Raw genomic sequence first — 17,382 nt, forward strand, 5'->3', positions numbered from 1 at the left:
CTCCGATTCTTGTTGGGGGACTCAGGATTGACTTGGAACTGTTTGTGCGTTGAAGCGCGGCACTCGCCCCAGGGTCAGTAACAGCAAAGGGCCGATCAGGCAGCAAGCGGCGCTGTAAACCAGCATCGCGGTATAGGAACCGGTGCGTGCCAGCAGGTAGGCGAAAAGCAGCGGCGCCAGCGCCGAGGCTACGGTGTTCAAACCCTGATGGACGCCAAACAGACGGCCGTACTCGCGCAAACCAAAGTAGCGGGCAATCAGGAACGCGGCTATGTCGAATTCTGCACCGGCGCCAAACCCGACCAGTACGGCCGCCAGCAGCAGGGGGGCGAATTCGTTGGTCGGGCTCAGGTAGATGAAACACCCGACGGCGGGCAGCACCAGGCTGAGCGCGGACACCGCTGGCGGCCACAGCCGGTCGAGCAGGTAACCGATCAACATGCGGCCGAAGATCAGCGAGATACCAAAACCACTGAAGATGGTGGCGGCTTGCGCAGCGGACAAACCTCTGGCTTGCAGCATGGGCACGGTGCTGGTGACCATGCCGACAATCGAAGAAATCACCAGGCCGAGTGCCAGGTTGCAGGTCCAGAATTTCAGCGAACCCATGCCTTCCCGAAAGCCCATGCCGGGCAATTGCTCCAGCGCACTGCCGTCATCACGCTTGCCTTGTGCAACGGGGAGCTTGAACCACAGCAGAATCAGTGGCAGCAACACCAACAGGTTGAGTAGCGCGAGAATCACGAAGGCCGCACGCCAGTCCCATTGTTCAATACCCCACGCCATCAGGCGGGGAATGGTGGCGGCGGTGACGCCCGTACCGGACAGCCCGATGGCCAGCGCCAGGCCACGATTTTTGTCGAACCACAGGCTGATCAATTGCGTCCATGTGACCGCTAGGGCGCCCATGCCGACGATGGGCAGCAGCGCGAAGGCAATGTACATCGACCAGATCGATTGAGTCAGTTGAGTGGTCGCCAGGTAGCCGAGCGACAACAACAGCAGGGAAATAACCGTGACGCGCTTCATCCCGTAGCGCAAGTTGAACCAGCCCACCAGTTGCAAGGAGACCACGGCACCACCAAACAGGAAGGTGATGCACGCCTGCAGTTCGCTTTTACTCCAGCCAAAAGCGTCGCCCAGCGGTACGACCAAGGTGCCGAAGCCGTAGAGCAGGGCGGCGTTGATGCTGATGGCCACACCGGCGACGGCCAATATCAGGATTTTCCAGCTTTGGCGGAATTCGTGAAGATCAATCGCTGCTTCGTTTTTAGACGGGGGCATGGAGTTGGCTTCCTTATAGGTTTTGTTGAGCCAAGCACTGTTTTGGATGGTCCTGTGGACCATCGCCAGCAGATTCTTTGAACAGAATCTGGTTTTTTATTCAGAATAAAATCAGGATTTCCGCTTTGTCCAGCACTGCTATCTGACTCATGGACAAACGAATTTCCTGCGTTGCCGCCACCTTTGAATCAATCTGATCTCGGTCCGTGCTCGCGCCAGCACCTGACCGGCGGCATGCCTGTTGGATTTTCCGGCGCCTGTCGCGAGCAAGCTCCCTCCTTCTGGGCTCTTGCCTGGCAGCGCAGGTGTCCAGCAGTCGGTACCAGCATATCCGTGTTAAAAATTAATTGCACATAAAATAAATAAGTGTTCATAATTTGCTGTGACTGGACCTGATAAGGAGAAAAAAAGTGAGTTCAGAAAAAGCGCAATTCAAAGCCGTTGCCGACCGTAGCCGCTGCTGTGGATATGGTTTGTGTGCCGCCATTTGCCCCAGCCTGTACAAACTTGATGCCGATGGCCTGGTGTACATGGACGATGCCCGTGTTCCGCCGGAACTGGAGGAGGAGGCCCGCGAAGGGGCTGCCGCCTGCCCGGCAGAGGCCATCTGGCTGGAACCCATCACCTCTGAAGACGAAGCCGTTTAATGTCGCGAGCTTAAGCCGCAACGTGATAACCACTCAGATGAGGATGTGTTGATGGGACGTTTAAACAACAAGGTCGCATTGATTACCGGGACCGGCGGAGGCCAGGGCCGCGCTGCGGCGCTGCGTTTTGCCCGCGAAGGGGCGATTGTGGTCGGCTGCGACTTCAACGCCGAAGGCCACGAGGAGACGGCAGCCTTGATGCGAGCCGAGGGGTTCACCCTGTATGGCTCGGCGCCCGTGGACCTGGGCGATCACGAACAGGCCAGGACCTGGGTCGATGCCGCCGTCGCTGAGCACGGACGCATCGACGTCCTCTACAACAACGCTTCCGCCGCACGTTTCGGGCTGGTCAGCGAGATGTCGATCGAAGATTGGCAGTTCACCATGCGCAACGAAATCGACCTGCTGTTCTACACCACCAAGTACGCCTGGCAGCACTTGGCCGAGCAGCGTGGAGTGATCATCAACGTGTCGTCTACCGCGGCCTGGGGCGGCTCGAAAGTCGCCGGTATTGCCGCGCATTCGGCTGCCAAGGGCGCCGTGGTCTCCTTTACCCGGCAGTTGGCCGTGGAAGGCGCGCCGTTCGGTATTCGTGCGGTCAGCCTAAGCCCGGGGTTTGTCGCCACGCCGGGTACCCGGCCGTTTCTGGAAGACCCGAAAATGCGCGCCATGCTGCTGGACGGTGTATTGATGGACCGTCCCGGCGAGCCGGAAGAAGTGGTGGCGATGGCGGTATTCGTCGCCTCGGATGAAGCTTCGTTCATTACAGGCTCCGACTTCGTCATCGACGGCGGATTACTCGCGGTCTGACACGCGCGGCGTCAGTGCAGGGGCCATTGGCACCCTTTCATCTCGAACAAGAACAAGGTGAATAACGTGGACATCATCGGTATCGGATACATGGGCTTCGAAACCCCCAATCTCGAGGCGTGGCGTGAGTACGGCCCGCAGGTGATGGGCTTTGGTATCGGCAAGAATCCCGAAAGTGACCCTGAATCGCTGTACTTCAAAATCGACGATCGCCGTCATCGGTTCGCGTTTCATCCGGGCAAAGTTGACCGAATTGCCTACATCGGCTGGGAAGCGGTGGGGCGCATGGCGTTCGAGGACGGGATCAAGAAGTTGGCCGCGGCCAATGTCGAATTCACCCGTGGCGATGCTCAACTCTGTGAAAAGCGTGGTGTTCGCGAGCTGGTGCGCTTCCGCGACCCTGTGGGGTATCAGCACGAACTCTTTTACGGGCAAAAATGGCTACCACGCTCGTTCCAGCCAGGCCGTCCGCACAGCGGTTTCCTGGCCGACGAACGTGGGGCAGGCCATGTGGTGCTGATCACCCCGGACTACACCCCGGAACTGGAAGACTTCCTGCTCAACGTCATGGGCTTCAGCTGGTATGGCGCCGGCGCGGGCAAAGGGCGCACCGGCTTCTTCCGCTCCAAGCTCAATCATCACACCAGTCACGACATCGCTTACGGCCACGGCCCGGGACGCATGGGCGTGCAGCATGTCGGGCTGTTTGTGCGCAATGTGCGCGATGTCGGTGAAACCTACGACATCGTGCGCCAGCGCGAACTGCCGATGATGATGACCCTCGGTCAGCATGCCCAGGACCCGCACCTGTCGTTCTATCACTTCAATCCGTCTGGATTCGCCTTCGAGACCATTGCGGAAATCGAGCCATGGCAAGGCGACCCCTATGAGCTGAACCCGGAAAAACTCAGCCTGTGGGGCCACGAAATGGTCGGTCCGATTCTCGGTGCCAGCGTCAAGACACCGGAAGAAGTGCTCGACGCCGAGTACCTGCCCATCTACCTGGCCAAACACTGAGATGCGTCTGGCGCGGGTGGAGGTAGCCGGGCAGGCGTTCTGGGCGTTGCTGGATACGCAAACGGATCGCCTGCGGCGGATCAACGCGCCATTCGCCCAGTGGGCCGGGCTGGGGGCGCAGCTCGTGCCGGATGCCCTGGACCTGACTGGCGAGTGGTTGCCGTTGTCAGCTGCGCGCCTGCTTGCGCCCCTGGAACCGGGCAGTCGGGTTTTTGGTGTGGGCCTCAATTACCTGAGCCACCTCAAGCGCCTGGGCAGTGATGCGCCGGCGCACCCGCTGGCGTACATGAAGCCCGAGTCAGCGCTGGTCGGTGCTTTTGACGAGATCGATTATTCGCCGCTGACCACCCAGCTCGACTACGAGGTGGAGCTGGTGGCCGTCGTGGGCCGGCCGTTGCTGGACGAACCCCATGCCAGCGACTGCCTGCTGGGATACACGGTGGGCAATGACATCAGTGCGCGCGATGCCGGCAAGCAGATTGGTCGCCTGGACCTGTTGACCCAGAAAGCCATGGACCGCACCACCCCGGTGGGCCCCTGGATCGTCACGGCAGACGAACTGGGAGTAGCGGGGCAGCCGGCGTTGGAGATGCGCCTTTGCGTCAACGATGAACTGCGCCAGCAGGACAATAGCCGGCAGATGATTTTCAGCCTGGATGAGTTGCTCAATTATCTGGATGCACGCATCAACCTGCGACCGGGTGACCTGGTGTTTACCGGTTCCAGTCACGGCGTGGGTCTGGAAAGCGGGCGCTTTTTGCAGCCAGGTGATCGGGTCGAGGCGCAAATCGAAGGCATCGGCCGACTGCGCAACACCATTGCCGCACCACGCCAGCTAAGCCCCGCGCGCGCGGTGGGGCGACTGGGCCAGCCGCTGGATAAGTAAACCGCTGATTTGATTGGTATTGACGCTGAGGAGTGATGATGAGCGAGGGTTCGGCGTGGGCGCCGTTTCGCAATAGAGCGTTCCGTGGCCTATGGCTGGCGGGCGCTGTGGTCAATATGGCGATCTGGATGCAGACGGTTGCCGCAGCGTGGATCATGACCACATTGACCACGTCTGCGGCGATGGTCTCGCTGGTGCAAACCGCCGTGACCCTGCCGGTGTTCCTGTTTGCCTTCCCGGGCGGCGTGATTGCCGATCGGGTGGATCGGCGCAACTGGCTGATCATTACCCAGTGCATGATGCTGTTCGCCGCGCTGGTACTGTGGGGGCTGGCGTACAGCGCACATCTGGAAACCTGGGGATTGCTGGCGTTTACCTTCGTCCTGGGCACCGGCAGTGCCTTGGGAATGTCGGCGTGGATGGTCACCATGGTCGGTGTGCTTTCCCGCGACCAGGTGCCAGCGGCCGTGTCGTTGAACGGCATTGCCATCAACGCCACCCGCGCCCTGGGGCCGGCGCTGGCGGGTGCCTTGATTGCCTACTGGAATACCACTTCGGTGTTTTTGGTCATCGCACTGTGCATGTTCGCGGTGCTGCTCTTTCTCTTTCGCCTGGTACCCAACCCGCCCGCCGTGGGCTTGCCACCGGAAACGCTGACGGGAGGCATGCGCAGCGGCCTGCGTTATATCCGTCATTCGGCGGTATTGTTCAGCGCCATGAAGCAGGTGTTGGTATTCACCAGTTGCGCCAGCGCCTTGTGGGCATTGATGCCCCTGGTTGCCAAGCAGGAATTGGGCATGGACGCCGGCGGTTATGGGTTACTCATGGCGTTTCTTGGCGCGGGGGCGGTGCTGGCGGCGCTTAACTTGCCACGTCTGTATCGCGTCATGAGCATGCGTCATCTGCTGGTTTGCGGCGCCATTGCCTTTGCACTCGCGACCTTGACCGCCGCGCTTTCCCACAACCGCTATGGCGTCTGCGCGATGATGCTGCTCGCCGGGTTTGGCTGGATGGCGGTCAATGCGACCATTTCAACGGTGGTGCAGACATATGCCGCCAACTGGGTGCGGGCACGGGTTGCGTCGGTCTATGTATTGATCCTGATGGGCGCGATGGCCGCCGGTGGCGCGATCTGGGGGGCGCTGGCCGAGTATCTGGGGTTGAGCCAGTGCTTGCTGCTCTCGACGTTGTTGTTGCTGGTCGGCATTGTGCTGACGCGTAACGGTCGGGTGGAGCTGGGTCAGGAGGCAGATTTTGCCGAGGTACAGTTGACCGACAAGCTCCAGCTGGCCAGCCCGGTGTCCCATGCCGATGGACCGGTGTCGGTCGAGATCGTGTACCAGGTGACGGCGCCGGACTGCGATGGCTTCCTGGCCGCGGTGTACGCTGTAGGCAAGGCGCGACGGCGCAACGGGGCGCAGAACTGGCGCCTGTACCGCGACATGGCCAACCCGCAGCTCTACAGCGAGCGATTTATCGTTGAATCCTGGCTGGAGTATTTGCGACAGCAGACACGGGTCACCCAGGCGGACCATGTCCAGGAGCTTGTCATCGAACGTTTTCGTCGCGAGGACCTGCAGACCCGCCGGCTTATCCATCAGCCTCTGGTCAGGCAACCCGACTGAAGTGTTCGAATAATTCCCAGACAAAACTTTACGGTGCGATTCATTCTCAGGCTAGAATGGCGACACTATAAAGTGACTGGATTGGGCATGGACTTCACTGACGTCAACGACAACAACAAATCAGCCGGCGCAACACTCGTCAAGCCCGTTTCCAACGCGATCCGCATCCTGCGTTACCTCAGCCAGGTGGGCACACCGGAACGCTCGGTGGACATCGCCCGACAACTGAAGATCAATCCCAGCACCTGCTTCAACATCCTGCGCACGCTGGTGCAAGAGGAGGTGGTCGACTTCAGTGCCATGTCCAAGCGTTACTCCGTCGGCCTGGGTCTGGCGCGCCTGGTCGAACAGCTGGTCACCCAGGGCCACCGCGTGCAGATGGCCAAGCCCCTGCTGCAGAACCTGGCCGCGCGCCAGCGGGTAACCATCACCCTTTGGCGCAAGATGAGCCCTGACCGCATTGTCATTGTCAGCTCCGCTGCCAGCCCGACTGATGTGCGCATCGACATGGCCGAAGGTCAGCGCCTGCCGATTCTGATGGGCGCCAGCGGGCGTTTGTTCGCCACTCAGATCGACCTCGACGACCCTGAGGTGCAGAGCAGTTTCGAAACCATTCGCTGGGCCCAGCCGCTGTCGCTGGAAGTTTTCCGTGAGGAAGTCAGGGTCGCTGCCGAGCGTGGTTGGGCAGTGGACGACGGGTATTTCTCGGGTGGGATTCTTGCTGTGGCGGCGCCTGTGTACTCACCGACCCACAGCATCGACTTCACCGTTTCCGCGGTGATGTTTCGTGGGCAACGCGATGAAGAGGGCCTTGCCGAACTGGGCAAGGCACTGATCGAGTTCTGCAGCGAAGTGGCCGGCGTACTGTACTGATCCAGGCCGTTACTCTCGGACCAGCAGCAGGCTGCCCCCCAGCGGGCCGCCCCCTGCGGCTACCGTGCTGACGCGGTGCTCGCGGGTTTGCCGCCCTTCGGCACGGCCCCACAGTTGCAGGCAGGCTTCATGCACGTAACCCAGGCCATGGGTGCGTCCACCGGACAGCTGTCCGCCGTTGGTATTGATTGGCAGGCTGCCATCGAGCGCGATGCGCGAGCCACCCTCGACGAATGCGCCGCTTTCTCCGACGGGGCACAGGCCCAAGGCTTCCAGCCAAATCATGGTCAAGATCGAAAAACCGTCATACAGCTGCGCGGAGTCGACGTCTTGCGGGGTGTAGTCAGTGCGTGCCCACATCATCTGGCCGACATCGAAAGCGGCCATTTTGGTCAGGGAGATCTGGTCCCAGGACCAGGGCTGGTTCAATGCAGCTCCCATGGCCTCGATGCGGATCGGCTGGTTGGGTTGATCCTGGGCGATATCCCGGCGAGACAGGACGATGGCGGTCGATGCATCGCAATGCACGTCGCAGTCGAACATGCGCAGCGGAGTGGAAATCATCCGCGACGCCATGTAGTCCTCCATGCTCATCGGCGTGCGAAACACCGCCTTGGGGTTGCGCATGGCGTTCTGGCGACAGGTCAGGGCTATCTGCGCCAGCTGCTCTGGTCGGGTGCCATATTCATGGAAATGGCGTTGGGCATACAGTGCCATCAGATTGGTCGCCGATAGCACATTAAATGGCGTGAACCACTGCCAGGCGTAGCTGCTGTCGCGTCCCTGGGTTTTGTTGGTGAGAGCACTCGCTTGCTTGTTGACCAGGCGGGCCGACGCTTCAGTGATGGTGCGAAACACCAGTACGTGCTTGCACAGGCCCGCCGCAATCGCCATGGCACCATTGATCACGCCAGTGAGGGGACCGGGGCCTTCGTAACCGCCGCCGAACCAGTTGACGTTAAGTCCAAGAGCGCTTTTCAGTGCGCTGGGGCCGACCGGCGAAAACGGGTCGCCATTGTTGTTGTCACCCGGCCAGCAGGCCACGCCATCAATGTCGCTGCGTTGCAGCCCGGCGTCGGCTATCGCTTCCAGGCAGGCGTCGAGGGTCAGGCGCATGGCTGACTTGTTCGACGGTCGGCCGACTTCCGATTGGCCGATGCCGGTGATGGCTACGTCTTTTTCATAACGATGATCGAACATCACTGATCCTTCTCGAACAGAGGCAACCAGACATCCTCGACATTGAGGAAACTGACCCGTACCGGCATGTCGATATGCACATCCGTGACCGGCAGGCCCACCACGTTGCTCACAAATTGCAAGCCGGGTTGTTCCACCAGCTCGACGATTGCCACCACATAAGGTTCCACAAGGTCGGGGGTCCAGGCCTGGTGGTTGATGGTGTAGCTGAGCACTTTGCCTTTGCCGGATACCGCTTCTGGCGCCACGTCAAAGCTTGCGCAATGCGCACAGAGCGGTGCTGGCGGGTGGAAATACCGGCTGCAGGCCGCACAGCGATGAATGAGCAGTTCGCCCTGTTTACCGCCTTGCCAGAAAGCGCGGTTGTCGGCGTTGAGTGCAGGAAGTTTTCTAGGCATCAGCGGTCCGCAGGTGAGTATTTGACTTGAAGTCGTACGGTATCATTTGAACATATTTTATAAAAGTGTCATATATTTGTACCGACGAAGGCGCGAATCGAACCTTCGCGCCGTAAAACAACAACAAGAGGATTTCGCGATGTCCCAGTCGTTACTGGACAAAAGGGTAGTCGTCACCGGCGGGTTTGGAGCCCTCGGCAGCGCACTTGGCACATTTCTGCTGGCACGTGGCGCCCGGGTTGCGTTGCTGGATCGCAGCGAGGCGCCTGCCGCCTTGCTGGGTACGGAAAACCTGCTGTGCCTGGGCGGTGTCGACCTGACGTCGACCGAGTCGGCCAGTGCCGCGTTCGAGCAGATCGCCGAGCACTGGGGCGGCATTGATGGTTTGGTCAACGTCGCGGGCGGTTTTGCCTGGGAGACCGTCGAGGGCGGCAACCTGCTGACCTGGGATCGCCTCTACCAGATGAACGTGCGTACCGCCGTGGTCAGTTCTCAATCGGCGCTGGCGCATCTGTTGGATTCCACCGCAGGTCGCATCGTCAACATTGGCGCGCTGGCCTCGGTCAAGGCCGCGGCAGGCATGGGCGCTTATGCCGCCTCCAAGGCCGGTGTGGCCCGGTTGACCGAAGCACTGGCCGAAGAACTGAAAGATCGTGGTGTCACGGTCAACGCCGTGCTGCCCAGCATCATCGACACGCCCACTAATCGTGCCGACATGCCTGATGCCGACAGCAGCCGCTGGGTAACGCCGCAAGCGCTGGCAGCGGTAGTGGCGTTCCTGTTGTCCGACGAAGCCGCTGCGGTAACCGGTGCGCTGCTTCCTGTGAGTGGCCGCGTATGAGACTGGTGACCTATACCGATGCCGAGGGCTTTGATCGCGCGGGTGCGTTGCTCAACCGGGACCAACAGGTGCTCGACCTGCAAATCGCCTACCGCTTGCTGGAAAGCCGCGAAACCCCGGCACTGAGCAGTATTCTGTCGCTGGTGGAAGCCGGTGAGCCGGCGCTGGGGTTGGCCCGCTCCCTGGTGGCCAAGGCTCCCTCGGCGGCAGTGCTGGAGCGCGCCAGTGTGAAGCTGCGCGCACCGATCCAGCCGCCACCGCAGATGCGCGATTGCTCCTGCTTCGAATTGCACCTGCGCCAGAGTTTCGCGGCGGCCCGGCGCGCCCGGGCGTTGCGTACCGAAGACCCGGAAGCGACCTTGAAGGCGATGAACACTCGCGCCGATGATCGGGTGATCGAGACCTTCAACAAGCAGCCCATCTACTACAAGGGCAACCGTTTCGCGGTGATCGGCATCGATGATGAGTTCCAGTGGCCGAGCTTCAGTCGGGCAATGGATTTCGAACTGGAGTTCGGTTGCTACATCGGCAAGCGCGGCAAGGACATCAGTCGTGAAGCCGCCCGTTCGCATATCGTCGGTTACACCATCTTCAACGACATGAGCGCACGCGACGCACAGGCCCTGGAAATGCCCGGCATGCTCGGCCCGGCCAAGAGCAAGGACTTCGACACAGCCAACATCATGGGGCCATGTCTGGTGACCGCAGACGAACTGGGTGATCCCTACGACCTGAATATGGTTGCCCGGGTCAACGGGGAGGAGTGGGGCCGCGGCAATACCCGCGACATGCGCTGGAGCTTCGAGGACGTGATCGCCCACGTGTCCCGCTCGGAAACCTTGTACCCCGGAGAGTTTCTCGGCTCCGGCACGGTCGGCAATGGCTGCGGGCTGGAGCAATTGCGTTATTTGAAGCCCGGTGACGTGGTCGAGCTGGAGATCGACGGTATTGGCGTGCTGCGCACCCAGGTGGGCACCGCGACTGGCAAGAACTGACGTTACACGAATGGTTGAAGAAATCACTTACAAGTCGAAAGTGAATTCTATGTACAAAAACAAAGAAAGTGTCTTATATTTCGTTGCGACCACTGTCGTGACGCTCTGATTAGGAGGCAATCATGCTAACAAGAACAAGCCCCGTATTGTCTGATGGAACCAAGGTCTCGGACCTGATCTATCCATCCAGCCGTGAAGTACAAATGCGCGTGTTGTCCGACCGCGAAATTTACGAACTGGAAATGGAGAAAATCTTCGGCAAGATCTGGGTGCTCCTGGGCCATGAGTCGGAAATCCCCAATTCCGGAGACTTCATGGTCCGTGACATGGGGTCTGATTCGGTCATCGTTGCCCGTGGCAAGCAGGGCGAGGTGTTCGTCACCCTCAACGTGTGCCCGCACCGCGGCATGCGCATCAGCACCGCCGATTGCGGCAACACGCAAATTCATAAATGCATCTATCACGGCTGGGCCTTCCGCCCCAATGGCGACTTTATCGGCTCGCCGGTGGAGCGCGAATGCATGCACGGCAAGATGCTGCCTAAGGAAGAGCTGGGTCTGAAAAAGGCTCGGGTCACCTTGTATGGCGGTCTGGTATTTGCCACCTGGAACATCGAAGGACCGTCGTTTGACGAGTTCCTGGGCGATGCCAAGTGGTATTACGACATGCTGTTCTGTCGTTCCGACAAGGGCATGGAAGTGCTCGGCCCACCCCAGCGCTTTATCGTCAACGCCAACTGGAAAACCGCGGGCGAGCAATCGGCGGCCGATGGCTTCCACACGCTGACCTTGCACCGTTGGCTCGGTGAAGTGGGCAACTATGCCAAGAAGGGCGAGGGCGAAACCGCCGATCTCAGTCCGGAAATGATCGGCGTCGAAATTAGCTCGCCCCACGGCCATGCGCTGCGCTGCATCGACCTGGCGCGCAAGATCAAGCGCCTGACTGGCCTTGACCCTGCCGAACTGACCGTGCAGCAAAAACTGCAAGCATTGCCGCCTGCGGGCATGACTGCCGACATGGTCGAGCAGCTGGCGCGCAATTTGTCGGAAGACCAGTTGAAAGTGCTGACCAGCATGCCGCCGCAAGTCGGTGGGATGTTCCCGAACATTCTTTTCGGCTTCGTTTACATTCCGCAGCCCGATGGCAGCGTGGTCGGCTCGATGACCTTGCACGCTTACGTGCCGCGCGGGCCGGACAAGTTGGAGTTCGTCAACTGGGTGTTTGCCGAGAAAGACGCATCCCCTGAACTGCGCGACAAGATGCTCAAGCAAACCATCCAGTTGTTCGGCACCTCGGGCATGGTCGAGCAGGATGACTCCGATACCTGGCCGCACATGACCCTGGCTGCCAAAGGCGCGATGGGCCGCAAGAGCACGCTGAAATACCAGGCGTGCTTTGAAACCGGAGCACCTGAGGGCTGGCCTGGCCCCGGCATCGTCAATGAAGGTTTTACCAAGGACGATACCCAGTGGCACTGGTGGTTGTACTGGCACGAACTGATGACTGCCCCGGACGAGCAATAAGCGCGCGTCACGCCTGGTTCGAAAGCGGCCCTCATGGGCCGCCGTCGGATACAGCATTAACAAGCACAAGAATAAAAGTGAGGAGTGACTCATGACTCAGGTTCAACAACGCGGCGTGGAGGATATCCAGCCGGGTTCCCCAGTCGGCACCAAGCGGGTGCCGGTGGGCTCGCCGATCTACAACGATGTGGTGACCTTTCTCTACGAGGAAGCCACGCTGCTCGACCAGATTCGCCTGCAGGAGTGGGCCGAACGCCTGGACACCGACCTGGTGTACACCGTACCGCTGCGCCAGACTCGCGTGGCGTCCGAGTTGAGAACCACCATTGTGCGCAGTGTCCAGCACTACCACGATGACTATCGTTCGATCATGGGCCGCATTTTGCGCCTGTCCGGCAAAAGCGCCTGGGCGGAAGATCCTCCCTCGCGTACCCGACGCCTGGTGACCAACGTGTTTGTCGAGGAAACCGACAAGAGCAATGAGTTCGTGGTGACCAGTTATCTGCTGCTGACCCGCAGCCGTTTCAACGATCACCATGTCGATATCATCAGTGGTGAACGGCGTGACGTGCTGCGTCTGCATGAGGCGGGGTTCAAGCTTTCCCGGCGTGAAGTCATCCTTGACCAGGCGGTGCTCGGAACGCCCAATCTGGCGGTCTTCCTCTAAGCCGTGGTCGGCGGTCCGGGGCACACCCGGATCGTCGGGCCTTGCGGGTGTCGAGCGCGTAGCTCTTGCGCCAGGAGCAGCGTGGTTAAGGCCTTTGCCTCAGCCAATCCTGGTCCTCGGCGCACAACCTGAGTTGTTCATGGGTGAAATCCAGGGTAGATCCCTTCATTCGCAGTGCCTGTTCGGCTCGTTCGGGTTGTTGGCTGTAGCAGAGCGCGGTGTTCGCGGCATGAATCTCCTCGTCAAGGTTGAAGGCGCGTCCCATCGAGATGAGCGTGCAGCGACGAAGTAAAAGAGCCGCTTCGGCGGCTTCTTCTTTGAGGGTATTGAGTGCCCAGCGAGCCATGCCTTCGCGAAGATTGATGCCGGAATAGGGCATCGGACCTTCGATCATTGTGCCGTTGACGTCCCAGACCAGATCCTCAACACCATCGCGTATCAAGGTCGCGCGGGTGCGATTGGCGATGCGTCGGCCGATGTTGATGTCATAACGTCGTTGATGGGTGCCGCGTGCGGCAGTTGCAATGGCAAGACCCGCCAAGTCAAACAGGTGGGTGCATTGATGGCTGGCGTCGGTCTGCCGGGTGACTGAGTGGGCTATCCGGTCCAGTTTCATGCCTAGCAACAGCTGTAATGGGCCGCAAGCCTGCGGGCACAGGGAAAAGGGGTAGCGCAGCGCTTCACCGCCGATGGCAGTCACTTCGCCTTCGTGGTGGCGAACCCATACACGGAAGTGGTGAAAGTCGTCTTCCAGAGCCGCGCGGACCTCACCTGAGCCATCGACATGGTGAGCAATGATGTCTACGCGCCGACGAAATACAGTCATCCTCAATATCCTTGTTCCAGTACTGTTTAGCCTGAAGAAATACGCTATATTTAGACACTATAACCAATAATGTTCACAAAAAAACAAAAAACGGAGTGGCTATGGCACTGCTAAATGAACAGGTTGCGCTGATTACCGGTGCAGGCGGCGGAATTGGGCGCGGTATTGCGCTGAACTTTGCCAAAGAGGGTGCTGCCGTGGTGGTTGCCGAACTGGATGTCGCCAGTGGAGAGGCGGTGGTCGCCGAACTGAAAGCGTTAGGTGGCCAGGCTGTATTCATCAAGACTGACGTGTGCAGCAAAACGGACATCGAGGCCGCCGTGCAATTGGCCGTCGATCAATTCGGGGGGTTGGACATCCTGGTCAACAACGCCTTTGCGCCCACCCCCAATGTACTCCTGGAAGAAAAAACCGATGCCATGCTGGAGCAAACGCTCGGCTCTACAGTGTGGGCTGCCTGGTGGGCGATGAAGGCCGCGCTGCCTCATATGAAGGCGCGCGGTGGTGGCAAGATCATCAACTTCTACTCTATCGATATCGAAATCGGTGCCTGGTTGCATGGCGACTACAACACGGCGAAGTCGGCGATTGTCGGGCTGACCCGTAGCGCTGCATCCGAGTGGGGGCGGTTCAACATCCGCACCAACGCCATCGCCCCCACGGCCATGGGCGCCACGTTCCACAAGCTCGCCGCAGAGAACCCCGGCTTTGCCGAGATGTCGGCTTCCATGCGCCCACTGGGCCGCTGTGGCGAGCCTGAAGCCGACATCGGCCCAGTGGTGGTATTCCTCGCGTCCGAGATGTCGCGTTTCATCACCGGCGAAACCATTCACGTCGACGGAGGCCTGCATCTGCCGGGTTATAACTCCCGGCCTAAAGGTATTCCCGTGCGCGAATATTGATTTCAGCGGTTGAATGGTCAGCTTGCTGGTAGAGCGATGGCGAATGTGACGACGCCATCGCCAGCAAGCCGGCTCCTACAGGGTATGGCGTTTCGGAATGTTGTGAACGACCCAGATCTGTAGGGGCCGGCTTGCTGGCGATCCGGTAGTGGGCGCGATGACGCCATCGCTGGTAAATAAAATCTGCACAGCCCACTGCCGGAAACGAGAAAACCCGCTTTGAAGCGGGCTTTCAGCGCTGCATGGCCGAGGCCATTGAAACGATTACTTTTTGGACACCACGATCGACGTGGTTTCCAGATCCCAAGTGGTCGCAGTTTTACCTTCATCGCGCAGCAAATACTTCAACACCCGACCCTGCGGATTCTTCGGTAAGCTGCCGCGAAATTCGATATAGCGGGGCAGGGCATAGTAAGGCACCGATTCAGTGGCCCAATGGAACAGCTGCTCCGGATCCAGGGTCACGCCTTCATGCAGCACCGCTGTGACTTTCACATCGTCCTCGCCTTTATCCGATGGCACCGCATGTACCGCGACCTCGGCCAATGCCGGGTGAACAGCAAAGGCTGCTTCCATTTCAAAGCTGGAAATGTTTTCGCCCCGGCGGCGCAGGTAATCCTTCTTGCGGTCGACGAAGTAGAAAAAGCCATCGTCATCGAACTTGCCAATGTCACCAGTGTGGAACCACATGTTGCGCATCAGCTTCTGGGTGTCTTCCGGACGGCGCCAGTAGCCCTGGAACATGATGTCCGGACGCAGAGGACGGACCACGATTTCGCCGGCGCTGTTCGGCGCCACTTCCTGGTCGAGGTCGTCGACGATGCGTACATCGAAATCCGCAATGCGTTTTCCCGAGGAGCCCGGCGCGGCGTACTCGCCGGCGGCCAATGAGGTGATAACGCAGGCTTCGGTGAGGCCGTAGCCATTGCCGCCCACCAGCTTGGTACCGAAACGCTCGCGCCAGATCTTTTTGGTTTCTTCGGTGTAGGGGTTGCCTCGAGCGGTATGGATCTGCCCGACGCAACGCAGCATTGCTTCGTTATCTGGCGCCTGGGCGAGGAGACCGCCCATGCCACCCAGGATCGAGGCGATGGTAGCGCCGGAGCGTTCCACTTCCTGCCAGAAATTCGAAACGGAGAAGCGCGGGAGGATGGCAGCGCGTGCGCCCACCAGGATACTGGCGATGATCGATACGCACAGCGCATTCATGTGGAACAGCGGCAATGGCGTGATGGTCACGTCATCGGCACTGGCGGGACCGGCCCGCAATTGCAGGCGTGCCAGGTTGCACATGAAGTTGTAGCTGATCATGCAACCCTTAGAAGGACCTGTGGTGCCTGAGGTGTAGATCAGGCAGGCAAGGTCTGAAGGTTGCGGTTTTGTGGCGAGGGGTGTGGCGTCATGGCCACGCCATTCGTCCAGTGGCGCAATGCGAATTCGGCAATCGGGGAGCACATCGACCGTGCCTCGGTGAAGGATGTGCTGGACGTCCTGCAGTTGTTCGGCGAGCGGTGTGATGCGTGGCAGGTAGGCTGCTTCGCAAATCACCACGCAAGTTCCGGTATCGGCGATCTGGTGACGCAGAAACTCGCCCTTGAGCGCGGTGTTGATCGGCACGCTCACGGCGCATAGCTTGTTGATGGCCAACCAGGTGGTGACAGCGTCGATGTTGTTATCGAGCATGGTCAGCACGGTTTCACCGGCTTTCACGCCCAAGGTAGCGAGTGCGTTGGCCATCTTGGTCGAGAGTGAGTCAACCTGAGCATAAGTGTATAACTCGCCGCTGAAATCCAACAAAATCTTGTCTGGATGCCTTGCTACTGCACGACTTAGCGCTTCGATGACAGTGTCTCGTTCTCCCACTGCCCAGGTTTCTGGATTGCCACTGCTGCCCATGAATATTCTCCTTTTAGGCGCCTAAAGCTGCTGGTTTGCCTGATTTTATTTTGATGAGAGAATTTGATTCTAAATACAAAATATGAAAATGTCTTTAGCAATAAGTTGAACATGAAATCTTATTTATGCACAGATCCTGTGCTAGTGTTGACCTATCTTTACTCTCAATGAGCCCGTCAATCCATGCCAAAAGCCGCATCCCAGAAAGCAGAAGCGCCGACGCCGGCCTCCAAAACGAAAAAAAAATCGCTGCCTGATGCAGGAGCGGCTCCGGTAAAACCGGTGGAGCGACGTACCGCCGCCAATGGCGTGGTAGGCACCAAGGTCAAGCCGAACCGCCGTTCGGAAGAGACCATTGCCAACATTCTTAAAGCCACTGAAGAAGTGGTGCTGATGTCGGGTGCGGATCGCATTTCGATCCTGGATGTGTGCCAGGTGGCGGGTGTTTCGCGCGGTACCTTCTATCGCTATTTCGCCTCCCAGGAAGACTTGCTCGACACCTTTTCCCGGCATAAACGCGAAAGTTTCCACAGTTCGCTGTCCCAGGAGCTGGGCCATATCAGCGACCCGGAAGCACGCCTCAACGCGCTGTTTGCCTATCTCGACAACTACCTTGAGCAGAGTCGAGCCCGTCGGTTGCTGGTGGTTGCACCTGACTACGCACTGGGCTTCTTTCGGCGGATTTTCCATGATTCGATCGTGCGCTTTCAGGATGGCCTGGGCATCGTGTTCGACGATTGGGACGAGCGCCTCGGGGTACGCCTTGACCGTGAGCTGATCTGCGAAATGATCATTCGTTACGTGTTGAGCGAAATCCTGGTGCCGGAAGCGGCGGGGCGGCGATTGTTTCCGGTGCGGGTGAAAAAACTCCTGGGCGCATTGATCATGGGCTCCACCTCACGAACCCGCCGCTGACCTCCAGCCTCTACGCTTCTCTAGCGCTAAAGCCCCCGTTTATCGGGGGCTTCGTGTTTGTGCGCGGTATTTTTCTC

General features: G+C 59.5%; 17 protein-coding genes. 12 read left to right on the forward strand and 5 right to left on the reverse strand.

The annotated features are described in order from the left end of the window. Positions 1 to 21 precede the first annotated feature (21 nt). The gene (locus QLG10_RS02270) at positions 22 to 1,284 is read right to left on the reverse strand and encodes an MFS transporter (protein ID WP_282485386.1); all 1,263 of its coding nucleotides are present in this window, start codon (positions 1,282 to 1,284) and stop codon (positions 22 to 24) included. Positions 1,285 to 1,694: 410 nt separating this feature from the next. Between QLG10_RS02270 and QLG10_RS02275 the strand changes: the two genes are divergently transcribed. The 6 genes from QLG10_RS02275 to QLG10_RS02300 all read left to right on the forward strand — a co-directional run bounded on the left by QLG10_RS02275 (position 1,695) and on the right by QLG10_RS02300 (position 7,142). Continuing rightward, positions 1,695 to 1,931 carry a ferredoxin gene (locus tag QLG10_RS02275; protein WP_123432352.1) on the forward strand — a complete coding sequence of 79 codons (237 nt, stop codon included), beginning with the start codon at positions 1,695 to 1,697 and terminating at the stop codon, positions 1,929 to 1,931. A 51-nt stretch (positions 1,932 to 1,982) separates the two neighbouring features. Next, positions 1,983 to 2,741: an SDR family NAD(P)-dependent oxidoreductase gene (locus QLG10_RS02280; RefSeq protein ID WP_282485387.1), complete on the forward strand. Its 759-nt coding sequence runs from the start codon at positions 1,983 to 1,985 to the stop codon at positions 2,739 to 2,741. A 66-nt stretch (positions 2,742 to 2,807) separates the two neighbouring features. Further along, entirely contained in the window at positions 2,808 to 3,758 is a 951-nt protein-coding gene (locus QLG10_RS02285) for a VOC family protein (RefSeq protein ID WP_282485388.1), read from the forward strand. A gap of 1 nt (position 3,759) precedes the next feature. Continuing rightward, entirely contained in the window at positions 3,760 to 4,644 is an 885-nt protein-coding gene (locus tag QLG10_RS02290) for a fumarylacetoacetate hydrolase family protein (RefSeq protein WP_282485389.1), read from the forward strand. Between the two features lie 38 nt (positions 4,645 to 4,682). Further along, on the forward strand, positions 4,683 to 6,269 hold the full coding sequence (locus QLG10_RS02295) for an MFS transporter (protein ID WP_282485390.1): 1,587 nt from the start codon (positions 4,683 to 4,685) through the stop codon (positions 6,267 to 6,269). 87 nt (positions 6,270 to 6,356) lie between these two features. Continuing rightward, positions 6,357 to 7,142 (forward strand): IclR family transcriptional regulator, encoded by a 786-nt coding sequence (locus tag QLG10_RS02300; RefSeq protein ID WP_282485391.1) that lies wholly within the window; start codon positions 6,357 to 6,359, stop codon positions 7,140 to 7,142. A gap of 9 nt (positions 7,143 to 7,151) precedes the next feature. Here the strand turns inward: QLG10_RS02300 and QLG10_RS02305 are convergent, their stop codons facing one another. Further along, positions 7,152 to 8,342: a thiolase family protein gene (locus QLG10_RS02305; protein WP_282485392.1), complete on the reverse strand. Its 1,191-nt coding sequence runs from the start codon at positions 8,340 to 8,342 to the stop codon at positions 7,152 to 7,154. Beyond that, positions 8,342 to 8,740 (reverse strand): OB-fold domain-containing protein, encoded by a 399-nt coding sequence (locus QLG10_RS02310; RefSeq protein WP_282485393.1) that lies wholly within the window; start codon positions 8,738 to 8,740, stop codon positions 8,342 to 8,344. The genes QLG10_RS02305 and QLG10_RS02310 overlap by 1 nt, the downstream gene beginning before the upstream one ends. A 139-nt stretch (positions 8,741 to 8,879) precedes the next feature. On the opposite strand from QLG10_RS02310, the gene QLG10_RS02315 reads away from it, so the two are divergent. The 4 genes from QLG10_RS02315 to QLG10_RS02330 all read left to right on the forward strand — a co-directional run bounded on the left by QLG10_RS02315 (position 8,880) and on the right by QLG10_RS02330 (position 12,766). After that, a complete protein-coding gene (locus QLG10_RS02315) occupies positions 8,880 to 9,581 on the forward strand; it encodes an SDR family NAD(P)-dependent oxidoreductase (protein WP_282485394.1) in 702 nt (233 codons plus the stop codon). Beyond that, positions 9,578 to 10,576 (forward strand): fumarylacetoacetate hydrolase family protein, encoded by a 999-nt coding sequence (locus tag QLG10_RS02320; RefSeq protein WP_282485395.1) that lies wholly within the window; start codon positions 9,578 to 9,580, stop codon positions 10,574 to 10,576. The genes QLG10_RS02315 and QLG10_RS02320 overlap by 4 nt, the downstream gene beginning before the upstream one ends. Before the next feature lie 122 nt (positions 10,577 to 10,698). Beyond that, positions 10,699 to 12,099, forward strand: coding sequence for a Rieske 2Fe-2S domain-containing protein (locus QLG10_RS02325; protein WP_282485396.1), 1,401 nt, complete (start codon positions 10,699 to 10,701; stop codon positions 12,097 to 12,099). A gap of 91 nt (positions 12,100 to 12,190) precedes the next feature. After that, complete coding sequence (locus QLG10_RS02330; RefSeq protein WP_282485397.1) at positions 12,191 to 12,766, forward strand: aromatic-ring-hydroxylating dioxygenase subunit beta; 576 nt, start codon at positions 12,191 to 12,193, stop codon at positions 12,764 to 12,766. Between the two features lie 85 nt (positions 12,767 to 12,851). Here QLG10_RS02330 and QLG10_RS02335 read toward each other — a convergent pair whose 3' ends face one another. Then, complete coding sequence (locus QLG10_RS02335) at positions 12,852 to 13,592, reverse strand: DUF2889 domain-containing protein (RefSeq protein WP_282485398.1); 741 nt, start codon at positions 13,590 to 13,592, stop codon at positions 12,852 to 12,854. Between the two features lie 101 nt (positions 13,593 to 13,693). Between QLG10_RS02335 and QLG10_RS02340 the strand changes: the two genes are divergently transcribed. After that, entirely contained in the window at positions 13,694 to 14,494 is an 801-nt protein-coding gene (locus QLG10_RS02340; RefSeq protein WP_020798206.1) for an SDR family oxidoreductase, read from the forward strand. A gap of 264 nt (positions 14,495 to 14,758) precedes the next feature. Here the strand turns inward: QLG10_RS02340 and QLG10_RS02345 are convergent, their stop codons facing one another. Next, the gene (locus tag QLG10_RS02345; RefSeq protein ID WP_282485399.1) at positions 14,759 to 16,390 is read right to left on the reverse strand and encodes an ATP-dependent acyl-CoA ligase; all 1,632 of its coding nucleotides are present in this window, start codon (positions 16,388 to 16,390) and stop codon (positions 14,759 to 14,761) included. A gap of 183 nt (positions 16,391 to 16,573) precedes the next feature. Between QLG10_RS02345 and QLG10_RS02350 the strand changes: the two genes are divergently transcribed. Continuing rightward, complete coding sequence (locus QLG10_RS02350; RefSeq protein WP_282485400.1) at positions 16,574 to 17,305, forward strand: TetR/AcrR family transcriptional regulator; 732 nt, start codon at positions 16,574 to 16,576, stop codon at positions 17,303 to 17,305. Positions 17,306 to 17,382: the final 77 nt, after the last annotated feature.

Origin of the sequence: Pseudomonas sp. V98_8 (assembly GCF_029967975.1) — a bacterium.
Taxonomy (GTDB): Bacteria; Pseudomonadota; Gammaproteobacteria; order Pseudomonadales; family Pseudomonadaceae; genus Aquipseudomonas; species Aquipseudomonas umsongensis.